At 66.4% G+C, this 16,964-nt stretch carries 19 protein-coding genes; 5 read left to right on the plus strand and 14 right to left on the minus strand.

The window, feature by feature from the left end:
• Positions 1–6: 6 nt before the first annotated feature.
• The 3 genes from HN018_RS11445 to HN018_RS11455 form a co-directional block, all read right to left on the minus strand.
• Positions 7–1,311, minus strand: a complete 1,305-nt coding sequence (locus HN018_RS11445) for an ATP-binding protein (RefSeq protein WP_239479290.1) — start codon at positions 1,309–1,311, stop codon at positions 7–9.
• A gap of 161 nt (positions 1,312–1,472) precedes the next feature.
• Positions 1,473–2,174, minus strand: a complete 702-nt coding sequence (locus HN018_RS11450; protein ID WP_408886714.1) for a response regulator — start codon at positions 2,172–2,174, stop codon at positions 1,473–1,475.
• A gap of 14 nt (positions 2,175–2,188) precedes the next feature.
• On the minus strand, positions 2,189–2,659 hold the full coding sequence (locus HN018_RS11455; RefSeq protein WP_239479291.1) for a MarR family transcriptional regulator: 471 nt from the start codon (positions 2,657–2,659) through the stop codon (positions 2,189–2,191).
• Between the two features lie 263 nt (positions 2,660–2,922).
• On the opposite strand from HN018_RS11455, the gene HN018_RS11460 reads away from it, so the two are divergent.
• Positions 2,923–3,825, plus strand: a complete 903-nt coding sequence (locus HN018_RS11460) for a branched-chain amino acid aminotransferase (protein WP_171835517.1) — start codon at positions 2,923–2,925, stop codon at positions 3,823–3,825.
• A 66-nt stretch (positions 3,826–3,891) separates the two neighbouring features.
• Here the strand turns inward: HN018_RS11460 and HN018_RS11465 are convergent, their stop codons facing one another.
• Together HN018_RS11465 and def are read right to left on the minus strand one after the other, a co-directional pair.
• Positions 3,892–4,593 (minus strand): COQ9 family protein, encoded by a 702-nt coding sequence (locus HN018_RS11465; protein WP_171835518.1) that lies wholly within the window; start codon positions 4,591–4,593, stop codon positions 3,892–3,894.
• Positions 4,594–4,598: 5 nt separating this feature from the next.
• Positions 4,599–5,132 carry a peptide deformylase gene (gene def / locus HN018_RS11470; RefSeq protein ID WP_171835519.1) on the minus strand — a complete coding sequence of 178 codons (534 nt, stop codon included), beginning with the start codon at positions 5,130–5,132 and terminating at the stop codon, positions 4,599–4,601.
• Positions 5,133–5,339: 207 nt separating this feature from the next.
• Here def and rpsU point away from each other — a divergent pair, with 207 nt between their 5' ends.
• Together rpsU and uraD are read left to right on the plus strand one after the other, a co-directional pair.
• Positions 5,340–5,543: a 30S ribosomal protein S21 gene (gene rpsU / locus HN018_RS11475; RefSeq protein WP_084440514.1), complete on the plus strand. Its 204-nt coding sequence runs from the start codon at positions 5,340–5,342 to the stop codon at positions 5,541–5,543.
• A 92-nt stretch (positions 5,544–5,635) separates the two neighbouring features.
• A complete protein-coding gene (uraD, locus tag HN018_RS11480) occupies positions 5,636–6,148 on the plus strand; it encodes a 2-oxo-4-hydroxy-4-carboxy-5-ureidoimidazoline decarboxylase (RefSeq protein WP_171835520.1) in 513 nt (170 codons plus the stop codon).
• Positions 6,149–6,155: 7 nt separating this feature from the next.
• On the opposite strand, the gene leuB is transcribed toward uraD, so the two are convergent.
• The 8 genes from leuB to ffh form a co-directional block, all read right to left on the minus strand.
• Positions 6,156–7,268: a 3-isopropylmalate dehydrogenase gene (gene leuB, locus HN018_RS11485; RefSeq protein ID WP_408886797.1), complete on the minus strand. Its 1,113-nt coding sequence runs from the start codon at positions 7,266–7,268 to the stop codon at positions 6,156–6,158.
• 42 nt (positions 7,269–7,310) lie between these two features.
• Complete coding sequence (gene leuD / locus HN018_RS11490) at positions 7,311–7,934, minus strand: 3-isopropylmalate dehydratase small subunit (RefSeq protein WP_171835522.1); 624 nt, start codon at positions 7,932–7,934, stop codon at positions 7,311–7,313.
• The gene (leuC, locus tag HN018_RS11495; RefSeq protein WP_171835523.1) at positions 7,934–9,346 is read right to left on the minus strand and encodes a 3-isopropylmalate dehydratase large subunit; all 1,413 of its coding nucleotides are present in this window, start codon (positions 9,344–9,346) and stop codon (positions 7,934–7,936) included. The genes leuD and leuC overlap by 1 nt, the downstream gene beginning before the upstream one ends.
• Positions 9,347–9,413: 67 nt before the next feature.
• Positions 9,414–9,806, minus strand: coding sequence for a 50S ribosomal protein L19 (gene rplS, locus HN018_RS11500; RefSeq protein ID WP_171835524.1), 393 nt, complete (start codon positions 9,804–9,806; stop codon positions 9,414–9,416).
• A gap of 22 nt (positions 9,807–9,828) precedes the next feature.
• The gene (gene trmD / locus HN018_RS11505; protein WP_171835525.1) at positions 9,829–10,581 is read right to left on the minus strand and encodes a tRNA (guanosine(37)-N1)-methyltransferase TrmD; all 753 of its coding nucleotides are present in this window, start codon (positions 10,579–10,581) and stop codon (positions 9,829–9,831) included.
• On the minus strand, positions 10,578–11,141 hold the full coding sequence (rimM, locus tag HN018_RS11510) for a ribosome maturation factor RimM (RefSeq protein ID WP_171835526.1): 564 nt from the start codon (positions 11,139–11,141) through the stop codon (positions 10,578–10,580). Before rimM ends, trmD begins: the two co-directional genes overlap by 4 nt.
• A gap of 34 nt (positions 11,142–11,175) precedes the next feature.
• Positions 11,176–11,520, minus strand: coding sequence for a 30S ribosomal protein S16 (gene rpsP / locus HN018_RS11515; protein ID WP_171835527.1), 345 nt, complete (start codon positions 11,518–11,520; stop codon positions 11,176–11,178).
• Positions 11,521–11,553: 33 nt separating this feature from the next.
• Positions 11,554–12,933 carry a signal recognition particle protein gene (ffh, locus tag HN018_RS11520; protein ID WP_171835528.1) on the minus strand — a complete coding sequence of 460 codons (1,380 nt, stop codon included), beginning with the start codon at positions 12,931–12,933 and terminating at the stop codon, positions 11,554–11,556.
• Positions 12,934–13,135: 202 nt separating this feature from the next.
• On the opposite strand from ffh, the gene HN018_RS11525 reads away from it, so the two are divergent.
• Positions 13,136–15,118 carry a potassium transporter Kup gene (locus tag HN018_RS11525; protein ID WP_171835529.1) on the plus strand — a complete coding sequence of 661 codons (1,983 nt, stop codon included), beginning with the start codon at positions 13,136–13,138 and terminating at the stop codon, positions 15,116–15,118.
• 125 nt (positions 15,119–15,243) lie between these two features.
• Positions 15,244–15,438, plus strand: a complete 195-nt coding sequence (locus tag HN018_RS11530) for a hypothetical protein (RefSeq protein WP_171835530.1) — start codon at positions 15,244–15,246, stop codon at positions 15,436–15,438.
• A gap of 65 nt (positions 15,439–15,503) precedes the next feature.
• Here the strand turns inward: HN018_RS11530 and der are convergent, their stop codons facing one another.
• Complete coding sequence (gene der / locus HN018_RS11535) at positions 15,504–16,964, minus strand: ribosome biogenesis GTPase Der (RefSeq protein ID WP_171835531.1); 1,461 nt, start codon at positions 16,962–16,964, stop codon at positions 15,504–15,506.

Genomic DNA, 16,964 nt, shown 5'->3' on the forward strand with positions numbered 1-16,964 from the left:
CCGGACCTAGAACGGCAGCCTGATCCGCACACGCAGGCCCCCGAGCGGGCTTCGTTCCAGCCGGATGTCGCCTCCATGCGCGTGGATGATGTCCCGCGCGATGGTCAGCCCGAGTCCGGTACCGCCACCCTCGCCGCTCTCGAACGCACGGAAGACCTGTTCACGTCGGTCATCCGCCACGCCTGGCCCGTCATCATCGACCAGCAGCACGACCGCGCGTGCGTCCGCCACCGCCGTCAGCATCGCCCGCCCGCCATGCCGGCGTGCATTCTCCAGCAGATTGGCCAGGACGCGCCTGATCGCGCCGGGCCGCAGCATGACGTCGCGCATCGGCGGCGCCGATACCGCCAGGATCTCGGCTCCCGCCCGCCGTGCGGAAGCCGCGACTTCCTCCAGCATGACCGGCAGGTTGACCGCCTCCGCCTGCTCGGCCCCTTCGCCACGGGCGAACGACAGATAGCCCTCGATCATCCGGTCCATTTCGTCGACGTCGGAGACCATTCCGCCGATGTCGGGGACCAGCAATGCGGCATCGACCTGGCCGGCCTGTGGCAGCATCGCCAGCGTCAGCCGCATCCGGGTCAAGGGCGTTCGCAGATCGTGCGACACGCCCGCCAGCATCGCGGTCCGTTGCGCGACGAAGCGGAGAATACGCTCCTGCATGCGGTTGAAGGCGCTGGCAGCCTTGCGCACCTCCTGGGCGCCCTCCGGCCTGATCGGCCCGGGGTCCCTGCCCATGCCGAAAGCCTCTGCCGCGCGGGCAAGCCGCCGGATCGCCCTGACCTGGTTGCGCATGAACAAGGCGGCGATGATGAACAGCAGCAGGGCGCTTCCGGCGACCCATGCCACGAACAGCCAGATCGGCCCGACATCCAGCCGCTTGCGCGGCGCCGAGATGTCGAGGATGCCGTCCTCCATCTGGATATGGATGTTCACCGTGTGCGGATCGGAGATCCAGTCTACGCTGAACGGCCGGCCGATCTGTTTGAGCGCCGCGGCAAGGTCCTCGTCCATCGGACCGAGCACGTTGGTCGATCCCAGGTGAAGCAGCCGCATGTGCGGGCGTATCGTCATACCGAGCTGGAACTGCGAGGCCGCGATCTGCATGATCCAGTCGCGATCGGACTTCTTGTGCATCCGGTCCATCAGCAGCAGCGTCTGGGTGATCTCGCTGGCGACCGCTCCCGAGAGCCTGCGCGACACCACGTTCAGATGACTGCCGTAGAACAGCTCCAGCGAAATCGCCTGGGTGACCAGGAGCGGGATCAGCAGGATCAGCAGCGAGCGTCCGAGCAGGGAGCGAGGCAGCATCCGCCTGATCGGCCGATCGAGCCGCACCCCGAGCCCCGGCCTGATCCAAAAGCGCCTGCCCCAGCCTTGTTGCCGCTTCACCACCGGTTCCGGAGGTAGCAGCCGGTCGCTGACTACCAGGACGACCGGCGGGACGGGCCTGTCGTCCGGCTGCATCGCGGTCAGAGACCGGGCTTGAGTACGTAGCCGCGACCGCGCACCGTATGCAGGAAGCGCGGCTCGCGTGGGTCGGCCTCGATCCGTCGCCGCAGGCGCGTCACCTGGACGTCGATCGCCCGCTCACCCGCCTCGTCCATCTCGAGCGTACGGGCAATGATCTCGCGCGACATGACCTCGTTGGGATGGCGCGCCAGTACGGTCAGCAGCGCCGACTCGCCGCCGGTCAGATGAACCGGACCCTGCGGGCTCTCCAGCAGCCCGCGAACCGGATCGAACTCCATCATCCCGAGCCTGACCGGTCGTGCATTCTCGGTCGGTGCCGGCGGGCCGATCCGGCGCAGCAACGCGCGCAGCCGCAGCAACAATTCGCGCGGCTCGAACGGCTTGCCGAGATAGTCGTCCGAGCCTGCTTCCAGACCGGCGATCCGGTCCTCCGGCTCGCCGCGCGCGGTCAATAACAGGATCGGCATGTCATGGCCGTCCTCGCGCAGTGCACGGGTCAGATCGAGCCCGTTCTCGCCCGGCATGGTCACGTCCAGCACCATTGCGTCGGGACGCATCGAGCCAAGTAGCCGGCGCGCGTCGGCGGCGTTGGCAGCGGTCGAGATCCGAAAGCCCTGTTCGGCCAGATAGCGCTGCAGCAGGCTGCGCAGCCGCGCATCGTCGTCGACAACCAGCACATGGGCCGCCTCGGCGGCGTTCATCGCGCTCTCCACCATCAGCCGACCGTCCGTCGCAGCGCCGGCGGGGCCGCCGCGTCGCGTGGTTCCAGCAGGCTGCGCGTCTGCTCGTCCATGACCCCGCGCATGACCCGCCTGAAGCCCTCCACGGCAGCACCGCCCGCCTCGCGATAGGCAGCGACCATCCGTTCGCGCTGCCGTTCGAACAGCCGCCGCTCGAGCGCCCGTCCGGCATCGGTCAGGCTCAGCAGGCGCTGCCGGCGATCGCGTGGACCCTGGGTCGGCTGTACGTAGCCGCGGGACACCAGTTCGCCGAGGACCCGCGCCAGGCTTTGCTTGGTGATGCGCAGCAACGCCAGCAGCTCGCTCACCGCGATACCCGGCCGGCGCCCGATGAAGTGCAGCGCCCGGTGATGCGCGCGACCGAGACCGAGTTCTTCGAGGATGACATCGGCCGAGGCGGTCAGGTCCCGGTAGGCGAAGAAGAACAGGTCCTGCGCCAGCCGCATCTGTTCCTCGCGAAGGAACAGCAAGGCGCTACCGGCGCCGCCTCCATCAGGATGATTGCCGCTTCCCGGCAGACCCGAGGATGACCCTGCGGCTCCCGCCACAAGGCTGGTCGACAGGTTGTGCGCGATGTTCTTCTGCTCCATCCGGCCTCGTCCGCGCAGCATCCATGCGCTCGCTGCACGTCACGAATTAAGACAGCTTCATTGACTTAATGATAGACGCCTTATAGCAACCGGGACATGCAGCCCAAAGGATCCGGCCAATGACACTCATTCCGTTCGACGACAGGGATGGGCTGATCTGGTGGGACGGCGAGCTGATCCCTTGGCGCGATGCCCGGCTGCACGTCCTGTCGCATGGCCTGCATTACGCCAGCGCCGTGTTCGAGGGCGAGCGTGCCTATGAGGGCCACATCTTCAAGCTGCGCGAGCATACCGAGCGGCTGATCGAGAGCGGCCGCATCCTCGGCTTCGAGATCCCCTTTACTGCCGAAGCGATCGACGCCGCCTGCAAGCAGGCGCTCGCCGCCAACGACATGACCAATGCCTATGTCCGGCCGCTCGCCTGGCGCGGGTCGGAACAGCTCTCGGTGTCGGCCCAGGCGACCAAGATCCACCTCATGATCGCCGTCTGGAGCTGGCCCAACCTGTTCGGGTCGGACCGCATGGCAGGCGTCAAGCTCGGCATGGCGCCCTGGAAGCGCCCGCACCCCGAAACCGCTCCCACTAGGTCGAAGGCCGCGGGCCTCTACATGACCGGCACCATGTCCAAGCACGCCGTGGAGCTCGATGGGTTCAACGACGCGCTCATGCTCGATTGGCGTGGACGGGTCGCGGAAGCCACCGGCGCCAACATCTTCTTCGTGATCGACGGCAAGCTGCACACACCGATCCCGGACTGCTTCCTGGACGGCATCACCCGCCGAACAGTCATGGCGCTCGCGGCCAAGCGCAACCTCGACGTTGTCGAGCGGATCATCATGCCAGAGGAAATGGCGCAGGCGACCGAGGTGTTCCTCGCCGGCACCGCCGCCGAGGTCACCCCGGTTCGCCAGATCGGCGAGCTGATGTTCGCTCCCGGCCCGATCACCCAGATGCTGCTGACCGACTACGAGGCGTTGGTCCGTACGTCGCCCGAGCAGGTGCAGGCGACGCTCGCTGCCTGACGTGACGCATCACATTACGAAGGCGATCGTCAGTCCGTAGCATCACGAGGCCATCGCCTCGTGATGCTACGTGTGTCCGGCCCCGGTCCCGGCAACTCCCGGGTCCGTCGAAGTGACAGCGGATCCGGGCAGCTTGCGGCTGCGGCTTGCCACGCGCCCGAGTTTCGCCACCGCAGCAAGCTGGCGATCCAGAAACGCTTCCGTCTCCGCACACGATCCGCGCTTCAACCAATAGAGCAGCGTCGAGCTGTAGACCCCGGCGAGCAGAGCCCGCTTGCTGTACCAGCTCATGTCGGCGGACTGATCGCCTGCAGCATGCCAGATCGTATCCACGGTGCGTGCCAGGCTGCGCAAACCGGCGCCGCGGCTTCCTGGCATCGCCAGCAACGAAAGCCCATGCCGCACCGCGTCGCGATCCGGCTCGGCCTGCCGGAGCCGCAGCAGGATCAACGCTCGAACCCGCCGACTGACGCGCGTCTCGGCGATCGAGCGGCCGGTCTCCTCCATCATCCGGTCACCGAGGTCGCTGTGGGCCTCCACCATCTCGGCCGGACCACCCGGGAAGAGGAGATCGGCATTTTCCCCGGCGGCTGCCCTAAGTGTCAGCCTGGTCCAACCTGTATCCGGAACCAGCGGGACCATGGCCCGAATCGCCGCGTCACGCGCTGGATCATGCGCGAGCGGAGGTGCAAAGCCGCCTCCCATGCCGTCGAGCAGATTGGAAAGACCGCTAAGGGCCGACCAGAATGGCATCACGAGACCAACCATCCGGTTCACGATCCGACACCCAAGCCGTAACGCGCCATCTCCTGCTCGAAGCCCAGCAGGCGCAAATCAGTCATGCGCATCGGGTATAATATCCCGTCCAGATGATCGTTTTCATGCTGAAGCACGAGTGCCAGGAAACCGGTCGCCTCACCCGACACCGGTTCGCCGTGCCGGTCCAAACCCTCGTATCGGACCCTGGCGTGACGCGGCACTGCGCCGCGCCAGCCAGGAATCGACAAGCATCCTTCCGTCCGCACGGCGATCTCGTCGCCGATCGGGGTCAGCACCGGATTGATCAGCGCATCCGCCGCACGGGGTGGATCACCCTCGCTGCTGCGTGCCTCCGGTACCGTATAGATGAACAACCTCAACGGGATATGGACCTGAGGTGCCGCCAGGCCGGCACCGCTGGCATCCTCCATCGTCTCGATCATGTCCTCGATGAGCTGACGGATCGCCGGCGATGTCGGGTCCTGCACCGGCGTGGCACGGCCGAGCAATACCGGGTGGCCCATTCGGGCAATCTTCAGCAAGGCCATGCAGCGTCCTCGAACATCGGCTTGAATTTGAATTCGGTAGGCCGGATCGGCCTGCGTGGGAATGGCGGTGCGAATGAATTGTGCATGTGCATGCCGTCATGCTATAGCCCGCGCCTCTTCGGGAATCGCGCTTGTGGTTCCCGACATCAAGCCACGTCGACGCCCCCCAATGCGGCGCCTGACGTCCGACCAGGAGATGACGGCCCAGTGCAGGTTCTTGTCCGTGACAACAATGTCGATCAGGCGCTCAAGGCGCTCAAGAAGAAGATGCAGCGCGAGGGCATCTTCCGCGAGATGAAGCTGCGCCGGCATTACGAGAAGCCGTCCGAGCGACGTGCTCGTGAAGCTGCTGAGGCCGTTCGCCGCGCCCGCAAGATGGAGCGCAAGCGCCTGGAGCGCGAAGGCTTCTAGCAACGCCCGAGCCCGTCCAGGCTCGTCCAGTTCATGCAAGGGCTGCAGTCACCTCAGGTGGCTGCGGCCCTTGTCTGTTTTAGGCCATTCACATGACCGGTGATCCGCTCGTTACCGAACTCGATGGCGCTGACCAGGATGCCTTCACCGGCCGTCTCGGTGCACTGTACGAGCATTCGCCCTGGATTGCCGCCGCGGCCTGGCAGCGGGGCCCGTTTACGGATCGGCGATCCATTCATGATGCGATGCAAGCCGTCGTGCTTGGCACATCCCTCGACCGCCAGTTCGCGCTCATCCATGCCCATCCAGACCTTGCCGGCAGGCTTGCACGCTCCGGGACGCTGGAAAACCATTCGACCGGCGAGCAGTCCGGGCTTGGCCTCGATCGGCTATCGGATGCCGAATACGAGCGCTTCGATCAGTTCAACACGGCCTATCGGGCCAGGTTCGGGTTCCCGTTCATCATCGCGGCGCGGGCGCATACGCGCGAATCGGTGCTTGCCGCCTTCGTGCAGCGGCTGGGCAATAGCCTGGAGCAGGAGCGCGGCACTGCCTTGAACGAGATCGGCAAGATCGCCTGGTTCAGGCTCCAGGACCTTGCCTGAGCGGCCTCTAGCCGCCTAGCTTATCTAGTTCCCGCAACACCGCCTCGCCCATGACACCGGTGCCGACCTTGGCCTTGCCCGCGCTCATGATGTCGGCTGTGCGCAGGCCGCTGGCCAGCACGTTGGTGCAGGCGCGCTCGATCAGGTCGGCTTCCGCGTCCATCGAGAAGGAATAGCGCAGCAGCATCGCGAGGCTCAGGATCTGGGCCAGAGGATTGGCCTGCCCGGTACCGGCGATATCCGGCGCACTGCCATGGATCGGCTCGTACAGGGCCGGCCGCCTGCCCTGCGCGTCCCGCGTACCCAGCGTGGCCGATGGCAGCATCCCGAGGCTGCCGGTGAGCATCGCGGACAGATCGGACAGCATGTCGCCGAACAGGTTCCCGGTGACGATCACGTCGAACTGGCGCGGGTTGCGAACGAGCTGCATTGCGCAATTATCCGCCAGCATGTGGCTGAGCTGGACGTCGCGGTACTCGCGGGCCTGAAGCTCGGTCACCACCTGCCGCCACAACAGCCCGCTCTCCATCACGTTCGACTTCTCGACCGAGCAGACCCGGCCCTCACGCTTCCGGGCCAGGTCGAAGGCGACACGGGCGACGCGCTCGATCTCGAAGGTCGTGTAGATTTCGGTGTTCACGCCGCGACGGCCGCCATCGGGCATGTCCTCGATGCCACGCGGCTCGCCGAAGTAGATGCCGCCGACGGTCTCGCGCACGATCATGATATCGAGGCCGCGCACGATATCCGCCTTGAGCGTGCTCGAATCGATCAGCGGATCCAGCACGATCGCCGGACGCAAGTTGGCGAACAGGCCTAGTTCCTGGCGCAGGCGCAGGATCGCCACTTCCGGCCGCACATCGAACCCGACCCCTGCCCATTTCGGGCCGCCGACAGCGCCGAACAGCACCGCATCGGCTTCGCGCGCCTGGGCGATCACCTCGTCGCGGATCGGCACGCCATGCACGTCGATGGAGGCGCCGCCGACCAGGTCCTCGCTGATGTCGAAACTGATGCCGCGACGCCTGGACAGCCAGCCGACGATCCGGCCCGCCTCCCTCATGACCTCGGGGCCGATACCGTCACCCGGCAGGACGAGAAGCTTCTTGTTCGGTGCCATCATGCAATCTTTCGAACAGCCGAACGCGTCGGGCCCGAACGATCAGGCAAGGACGATATCCGGCAACCAGGGCTTCGTTTCGTATCGGTCCTGCTCGAACCGATCGATCGCCGTCACACGCTGCATTGTCTGGCCGATGTCGTCGAGGCCTTCCAGCAGCAGATGACGTCGCAACTCATCCACCTCGAACGGTATTTCCTCGCCATCGGGCCTTATGACGACCTGACGAGCAAGATCCACCGTCAGGCGGCTGTTCGCGCCGTGCGTCGCATCCTGCATGAGCAGATCACAGATCTCGCGCGGCAGCCGGATCGGCAGGATACCGTTCTTGAAGCAGTTATTGTGGAAAATATCGGCGAACGACGGCGCAATGACGCAGCGGAAACCGAAGTCGAGCAATGCCCACGGCGCATGCTCGCGAGACGAACCGCAACCGAAGTTTTCATAGGAGATCAGGATCTGTGCATGCCGATAGGGTTCGCGGTTCAGCACGAAATCCGGTTTCTCAGAACCGTCTTCGTTATAACGCATCGGATCGAACGCGTTCTTGCCGAGCCCTGTGCGCTCGATGGTCTTCAGGAACCGCGCCGGGATGATCTTGTCGGTGTCGATGTTGGCCTCCGGCAACGATGCCGCGATCGCCGTCAGAACTGCGAACTTCTCCATCAGACCGATACCCGTGCAACCAGTTCGCGAACGTCGGTCAGATGCCCGGTCACCGCGGCCGCGGCGGCCATCGCTGGCGACAGCAGGTGAGTCCGGCCACCCGGGCCCTGCCTGCCCTCGAAATTGCGGTTCGAGGTGGACGCGCAGCGCTGGCCCGGCAGCAGTCTGTCGGGGTTCATCCCGAGACACATCGAGCAACCGGCCTCCCGCCACTCGAAGCCCGCATCGAGAAAGATCCGGTCCAGCCCTTCCTGCTCGGCCTGGGCTTTCACCAGGCCCGAACCCGGCACCACCATGGCCCGCACCCCGGGAGCCACATGCCGGCCATCGACGACCATCGCGGCAGCCCGCATGTCCTCGATGCGGCCATTGGTGCAGGAGCCGATGAACACCGTGTCCACCACCACCTCGGACAGCTTCTGGCCGGCGGTCAGGCCCATATAGTCGAGCATGCGCTGCATCTGCACGCGCCGCGCCTCGTCCGTCGCCGTCGCCGGGTCGGGAACGGTGCCGGTGATCTCGACCACGTCTTCCGGGCTGGTGCCCCAGGTCACCAGCGGAACGATGGTTTCGGCGCGCATCTCGACGACGGTGTCGTAGACCGCATCCGGATCCGACGGCAGGGTCCGCCAGTAGGCGACCGCCCGGTCGAACGCCTCGCCCTTCGGCGCGAACGGACGGCCTTCGACATAGGCGTAGGTGGTGTCGTCCGGCGCCACCAGGCCAGCCCGTGCGCCGGCCTCGATCGACATGTTGCAGATCGTCATGCGCCCGGCCATGTCGAGCCCACGGATCGCGGAGCCGGCAAACTCGATGACGTGGCCGGTCCCGCCGGCGGTACCGATCCGGCCGATGATAGCCAGCATCACGTCCTTGGCGGTGACGCCCGGCGACAGCGTGCCCTCGACGGAGACCTTCATGTTCTTGGCCGGCTTCTGCAGCACGGTCTGGGTCGCCAGCACGTGCTCGACCTCGGAGGTGCCGATGCCGAATGCAAGCGCGCCCATCGCACCATGCGTCGAGGTGTGACTGTCGCCGCAGACGATCGTCATGCCGGGGAGGCTGATCCCCTGCTCCGGGCCGATGATATGGACGATGCCCTGGTTTCGCGACAGCAACGGAAAGTAGGGAATGCCGAATTCCGCGACGTTGCGTTCCAGCGTCTCGACCTGCAGCCGGCTCTGCGGTTCGGCGATCGGCAAGGTGCGGTCGCTGGTCGGAACGTTGTGATCCACGACCGCGATGGTCGCATCCGGCCGGCGAACGCGGCGGCCCGAGAGACGCAGTCCCTCGAACGCCTGCGGGCTGGTCACCTCATGGACGAGGTGGCGGTCTATGTAGAGGATTGCCGTGCCATCCTCGAGACGATCCACGACGTGAGCGTCCCAGATCTTGTCAAACAAGGTCGGCATGACCGTTCCCCCAACCTGGAACCCGAAGCCAGAGGGGAGACGTCCCTCCGGCGGGTTACGAGGCTTGTTAAGCTGCCGAAGTCGCGACCGGTGCCACGATCTCGCGTGCCTTCTCGGCGATACGTGCGGACTTGCCGCGACGACCGCGCAGGTAATAGAGCTTCGCACGACGCACGTCGCCGCGACGAACCACGAAGATCTCCGAGATGGTCGGCGCATAGAGCGGGAACACGCGCTCGACGCCCTCGCCGTAGGAGATCTTGCGGACGGTGAAGTTGCTGCCGAGACCCTTGTTCGAGCGCGCGATCACGACGCCTTCGTAGGCCTGCACACGGGTGCGCTCGCCCTCGACAACCTTGACCGACACGCGGACGGTGTCGCCGGGAGCGAATTTCGGGACCGCACGGGCTGCGGTGAGGCGGGCGATCTGCTCGGCCTCGTACTGCTGGATGATGTTCATGGTGGTGGTCCTCTTCGGATGATCAGTTACGGCTACCGGAGCGGGCCGGCAATCCATGTTGCTGCTGAAACGGGATGCTGCTGGAACGGGAGGTATGTGCCGCCCACAGGTCGGGACGCCGGTTGCGGGTCGCGTCCTCCGACTGCGTGCGGCGCCAGGCGGCAATGGAAGCATGGTGACCGGAGAGCAGGATCGGCGGCACCGGCCGCCCCTGCCATTCGGCCGGTTTGGTGTAATGCGGATATTCGAGCAGCCCGTCGGAAAAGCTTTCCTCCGTGGCGCTATCGTCCGAGCCCATGACGCCGGGCAGCAGGCGTACGCAGGCATCGAGCAAAACCAACGCGGCGGGTTCGCCACCGGAAAGCACGTAGTCGCCGATGCTGAGTTGCTCGACCTGACGTGCTTCCAGCACCCGCTCGTCGACGCCTTCGTAGCGTCCGCACAGCAGCACGATGCCAGGCCCGGCCGCAAAACGGCGCGCATCCGACTGTTCAAGCCGTCGCCCTCGCGGGGTCAGATAGACGACCGGAAGCACCACCTCGGCCGTCACCGCCTCGATCGCCGTATCGAGCACGTCCGGCCGCATCACCATGCCGGCGCCGCCACCGAACGGAGTATCGTCGACGGTGCGATGCCGGCCCAGCCCATGCTCGCGCAGATCGTGCGCCTGCATCGACCAGATACCGTCCTTCAGCGCGCGCCCTGCCAGGGACGAGCCGAGCGGCCCCGGGAACATGTCCGGGAACAGCGTCAATACCACCGCTTGCCAGCTCATGGCGAAGCGGCTTCCGGAACGGCCGGTGCTTCCAGCGATGCCTCGTTCGGCACCTCGATCTCGTCCGGCATGACCACGACGATCCGGCCGAGCGCGATCTCCACGTCCGGAATGCAGGCGCGCGTGAACGGCAGCAGCACGCTGCGCTCCCGCGTGCCGATCTCGACGCTCGGACCGGCGCCATAGTCGTGCACCGCCAGCACCATACCGAGCGCACGCTCGCCGGCGCCGGTCCGTTCGACCGCCGCCAGCCCGATCAGGTCGGCGAGGTAGAACTCGTCCTCGTCGGGCTCGGGCAACCGGTCGCGCTCGACATAGAGCCGGCGATTGGCAAGCTTCGCCGCCTGGTCACGATCCTTCATGACCCCGCCGGACGCGTCGACCAGTTCGGCGATGCCCTGGCCACGCCAGCGCAAGGTCCAGGCCGCGCCCAACTCGTCGGTCAGCACACCATAGCGCGCGAGGTCGGCCGGCACCGCGGCGTAGCTGTGCACATGCACCAGCCCACGCACGCCATGCGGCTTACCGACTACGCCCATCAGGATACGCTGCTCGCTCATCGCCCGCTTCGGATGCCTCGTACTCTACCGTGGATCAGACCGCAGGTGCGGTCGCGGCTGCGGCGGCGCGCTCCTGCGCCTTCTTCTTCGGCAGCGACTGCTTCGGCTGCTCGCGATAGGTCGGCATCGCGGTCAGGCCGGCCTGGCCGAGGAAGCGCGCAACGCGATCGGTCGGCAGTGCGCCCTGCGACATCCAGTGCAGGATGCGCTCGCCGGACAAATGCACGCGGTCATCGTGCTCGGACGGCAGCATCGGGTTGTAGCTGCCGACGCGCTCGATGAAGCGGCCGTCGCGCGGGCTGCGGCTGTCGGCCACGACGATGTGGTAGTACGGACGCTTCTTTGCACCGGCACGGGCCAGACGGATCTTAAGGCTCATCTCAAACTCTCCAGACTTTATCTTCGAAAAACTTCAGCGTGGTCGCCCCGGAGGCGCCCCGCCATTCGGCATGAGTGCGGACATGCCCTGGCGCATCAGACCTTTGACGCCGAGCTTGCTGATCCGCTTCATCATCGTCGACATGTCGTCGAACTGCTTCAGGAGGCGATTCACCTCCTGCACCGTCGAGCCGGATCCCGCAGCGATCCGCTTCTTGCGGGATGCCTTGATGATGTCCGGCGTGCGCCGCTCCGCCTTCGTCATCGACGAGATGATCGCGCCATGCCGGGTCAGGATCGACGTATCGATTTCCTTGTTGCCAAGCTGGTCCTTCAGCTTGCCCATGCCCGGCAGCATGTCGAGAATGCCGCCGATCGAGCCCATCTTGGCGATCTGCTTGATCTGCGACGCATAATCGTCGAGATCGAACTTGCCGCGCATCATCTTGAGCGCGAGCTTCTCGGTTTCCTCCTGGTCGAGCGTCTCGGACGCCTTCTCGACCAGGCCGGCAAGGTCGCCGAGCCCGAGGATGCGTCCGGCGACGCGCTCGGGATGGAAATCCTCCAGCGCCTCGAGCTTCTCGCCCGACCCGGTCAGTTTGATCGGCGCACCGGTAATTTGGCGCATCGACAAGGCCGCACCGCCGCGTGCATCGCCGTCCATCCGGGTCATCACGATGCCGGTCACGCCGACCGCATCGTTGAACGCCTTGGCCGTGTTGACCGCGTCCTGGCCGGTCATCGCATCGACGACCAGCAGGGTCTCGGCCGGATTGGTCTCGGCGCGGATCTCCCGCACCTCGGCCATCAGCGCCTCGTCGATCGACAGCCGGCCGGCGGTGTCGAGGATGACGACGTCGAACCCCTCGCGGCGACCGGTCTCCATGGCGCGCCGGGCAATCTGCACCGGCGTCTGCCCGGGCACGATCGGCAGCGAGGAAACCCGCGCCTTCTCGGCCAGCTGCTGCAACTGCAGCTGCGCGGCGGGACGCTGTGTATCCAGGCTGGCCAGCAGCACCCGGCGGCGCTCGCGGGTGTGCAGCCGGAGCGCGATCTTGCCGGACGTGGTGGTCTTGCCGGAGCCCTGCAGCCCGACCATCAGGATCGCGACCGGTGCGGCGGCGGCAAGGTTCAGCGGAACGGCGCCGGCGCCACCGAGCGCCTCGATCAGCACGTCGTTGACGATCTTGGCGACGGCCTGGCCCGGCGAGATGCTGTCCATCACCTCGCGGCCGATGGCACGTTCACGAACCTTGGTGGTGAAGTCCTTCACCACGGGCAGCGCGACGTCGGCATCCAGCATGGCCAGACGCACTTCGCGCATGGCTTCCGTGACGTCGGCTTCCGACAACGCGCCGCGCTGGCGAAGCTTGTCGAACACCCCGGTAAGCTTGCCTGACAGCGCGTCGAACAAGATGAGACTACCCCAATACAACAGGCGCCGCTGCGCGAGCCTTCGCGGAGCGACGTGTCTGATTGTCGCGGTGCCTAAACAAGCCCGCCTCTCCTGTCAAACCCGAAGACGCCTGCAGCCGTTACCGGCCACCCTCGCCTGTCCGTCCGGAAGGCGGGATGATCCATCTCCGGCCGCCCCGGCCGAATCCGAGGAAGCATCTATGCAGCCTGAGACCAGGCCGGCTGCGCGCCCGACGACGCAGGGGAAATCCCAGCCGGAGGGAAAGCCAAAGCCGCCGGCACTGCCTGTCTCGATGCTGGCAGCGCTTGGGATCGTGTATGGCGACCTCGGCACCAGCCCGCTCTACACGATGCAGACGGTGCTCGAGACCACCGGCGGGACCCTGTCGGCCGACGCGGTGCTCGGGCTGCTGTCCCTGATCATCTGGGCGCTGATCATCGTGGTCGCCCTCAAATACTGCCTGTTCGTCATGGCGGCCGACAACCACGGCGAAGGCGGCATCCTGGCACTGACCGCACTGGTCACCGGCAGCAAGCCGGAAGCCGAACAGCCGGCGCCGCCCGCACCGGCCCGTCCCTCGGTGAGCATCAGGCTCCTGCTGACCTGCGGCCTTTTCGGAGGCGCGCTGCTCTACGGCGACGGCATCCTGACGCCGTCGATCTCGGTGCTGAGCGCGGTGGAGGGAGTCGGCGTGGCGACGCCCGCCCTCGCCCATCTCGTGCTGCCCGTCGCCGTCGTCATCCTGCTTGCGCTGTTCGCGCTGCAGGCGGTCGGCACCGAGCGGATCGGCCGCCTGTTCGGACCGATCATGCTGCTGTGGTTCCTGGTGATCGGCACCTTCGGGGCGATCTCGCTGACGCGACACCCGGAGGTGCTGTGGGCGATCGATCCCCGGCACGGAATGCATTTCCTGATCGCGCACCACTGGCGGAGCCTCGCCGTGCTGGGCGGCGTGTTCCTGGCGCTGACAGGTGCCGAGGCACTCTATGCCGACATGGGCCATATCGGCCGGCTGCCGATCCGGCTGTCCTGGTTCGTGGTCGTGCTGCCGTCGCTGCTGCTCTGCTATGCCGGCCAGTCGGCCAGCCTGATCGGGCTGGCCAAGCTGCCCTCGAACCCGTTCTACGGCATCATCCCGCACGACATCTTCCCGATCGCGATCTGGCCGATGGTGGTGCTCGCCACCTGCGCCACGGTGATCGCCAGCCAGGCCATCATCACCGGCGTGTTTTCGCTGACACGGCAGGCGATCCAGCTCGGCTGGTTCCCCGGCCTGAACATCCGCCAGACCTCGAGCGAGGAATACGGGCAGATCTACGTGCCGGTGGTGAACTGGACGATGATGGTGCTGACCCTGGCCGTCACGGTCGGGTTCGGCAGTTCGGCCCGGCTCGCCGGCGCCTATGGCATGGCGGTCTCGACCACCATGCTGCTGACCACGGTGCTGCTCTATTCCTATCTCCGTCGCGTCGCGCACTGGCCGGTCGCCGGCGCGCTGGTGATCGGCGGCCTGTTCCTCGCGGTCGATCTCGCCTTCTTCGCGGCCAACCTGCTGAAGATCGCCGAGGGTGGGTTCATCCCGCTGGTGCTGGGCGCGGTCGTGTTCCTCGTCATGACAAGCTGGCGGCGGGGAATCGCCGCACTCCGCACGGTCGCCTCGGAGAAGATCCTGGCGCCGGAGCTGTTCCTGCAGCAGATCGCCGACGGCCACGTCCCGCGCGTGCCGGGCACTGTCGTGTTCCTCACCCGGCTGCGCGACCCGATCCCGCCGGTCATGGTGGCGCATGTCGAGCAGTTCGGGGCGCTGCAGCAGAACGTCGTCACGCTGACCATCAAGTTCGAGGAGGTTCCACGGGTTCCGGTCGCCGAGCGGATCAGCCTGAAGCGTCACGAAGGCGGCGTGTGGCACGTGATCGCCCGCTACGGCTTCATCGAGATCCCGTCATTGCCGACGGCCCTTGCCGAAGCGAGCACGATGGGTTGCGCGATCGTGCCGCAGGAAGCGATCTTCATCGGGGCGCGCGACGAGGTGGTTGCCGACCGGACCGGCCGAGGAAACGGTCTGCCCGGCTGGCGCCGGATGCTGTTCGGCCTCATGTATCGCAATGCGGTCCATCTGGTGGACCGCTTCGACCTCCCCCCGGACCGTTACGTGCAGATCGGACGGCAGATCGCCCTCTAGAGCTGCCGCCACCCGCCTGAGGCAATACCGCCATGCCGGCGCGACCGATGCGCCGGGCTGACGGCGGAGTGCTGTTGCGATAGCCTGTTTGTCAGACCACCGTCGGCAGACGAGAAAGGAAGCCCATGGCCTACAAGGTAAACTACAATTTTCAGAAGGCAGAGCGCGACCGCGCCAAGCAGGCGAAGAAGGACGCAAAGATGCGCGAGAAGCAGGCCGGTCGCATTGGCGGCGAGTCGGACGAGCCGGTCGCCGGCGAAGCTTCGGAAGAGCCCCAGGATGACGCAGCGGCCGTGACGCCTGCCCCCACTCACGACTGATCGTTCCAGCCGGCAGGCGAATACGGGGTGGCAATCACCACCCCGTTTCGGTTTCTAGATCCGGCTCAGCTTTCCGCGTACGGATTCTTCGTGCCCCGCAGCTGCAGCCGGATCGGCGTTCCAGGCAGGGTGAAAGCCTCGCGCAGGCTGTTCACCAGGTAGCGCTGGTAATCCTCCGGCAGCAGTTCGGCCCGTGTGCCGAACACCACGAAGGTCGGTGGCCGCGCCTTTACCTGCGTCATGTAGCGCAGCTTCAGCCGGCGTCCTTCCACAAGCGGCGGCGTATGCCGCTCCAGAGCGCCCTCGAACCATCGGTTCAGCTCGCCCGTCGGGATGCGCTTGTTCCAGACTTCGTGCGCTGCACGGATGGTGGGCAGCAGCCGCTTGAGACCCGACCCGGTCAGTGCGGAGAACGAAACCACCGGGATCCCGCGCATCTGCGACAGCGAGAACTCGATCCGATCCGAGATCGCCTGCCGGGTCACGATCCGGTCCTCGACCGCATCCCACTTGTTCAGCGCCAGCACGCAGCCCCGGCCCTCGCGCTCGATCAGCCGCGCAATCTGCAAATCCTGATCGTGCACGCCGAGGGTCGCGTCGATCGTCAGCACCACGATCTCGGCCATCTTCAGGGCCTCAAGCGTGGCGGAGACGGACATCTTTTCCAGCACTTCCTCGACCCGGGCCTTGCGGCGCATGCCGGCGGTATCCACCAGCTCGATCGGACCGTGGTCATCGTTGAACTGCACCGCGACCGAATCGCGGGTCAGGCCCGGCTCCGGACCGGTGATCATCCGCTCCTCGCCGAGCAGCCGGTTGAGCAGCGTCGACTTGCCGGCATTCGGACGTCCGACGATCGCCAGCCTGAGCGGGCCGGGCGGACGCGGCGGCACGACGACCTCCTCGCCCTCGGTGTAGCTGCCATCCAGGGCCAGGCTGTCATCGTCGTCGTCGTCGAAGCTCTCGGCCTCGACCTCGGGCGGCAGCCGGTCGGCGATCTCGCCCATCAGGTCGGCCAGCCCCTCGCCATGCTCGGCCGAAACCGCGATCGGCGCCCCGAGCCCGAGGCTGTATGCTTCCAGAGCAGCGGCGGTGCCGGCACGGCCCTCCGCCTTGTTGGCCACCAGCATGACCGGCCGGCCCTGGCGCCGAAGCCAGTTGGCGAAGTGCGCATCGGCCGGGGTGATCCCCGCCCGTGCGTCGATGCAGAACAGCACCAGGTCGGCCTGCGCCACGGCAAGCTCGGACGAGGCGCGCATGCGTCCGTAGAGGCTGTCCGGCGGTGCCTCCTCGAGGCCGGCGGTATCGATCAGCCGCACGCGACGTCCGCGCAGCATCGCCTCCGCATCCTTGCGATCGCGCGTGACCCCGGGCGTATCGGACACGATCGCCGAGCGCCGGCCCGACAGGCGGTTGAACAAGGTCGATTTGCCGACATTCGGGCGACCGGCAATGACCACCACCGGCAACTGGCTGAAGGGGACCGAGGTGTCGACCGGGGGTGCCGACCTGCTGCCGCGCCTCAT

Source organism: Lichenicola cladoniae (assembly GCF_013201075.1).
GTDB lineage: Bacteria > Pseudomonadota > Alphaproteobacteria > Acetobacterales > Acetobacteraceae > Lichenicola > Lichenicola cladoniae.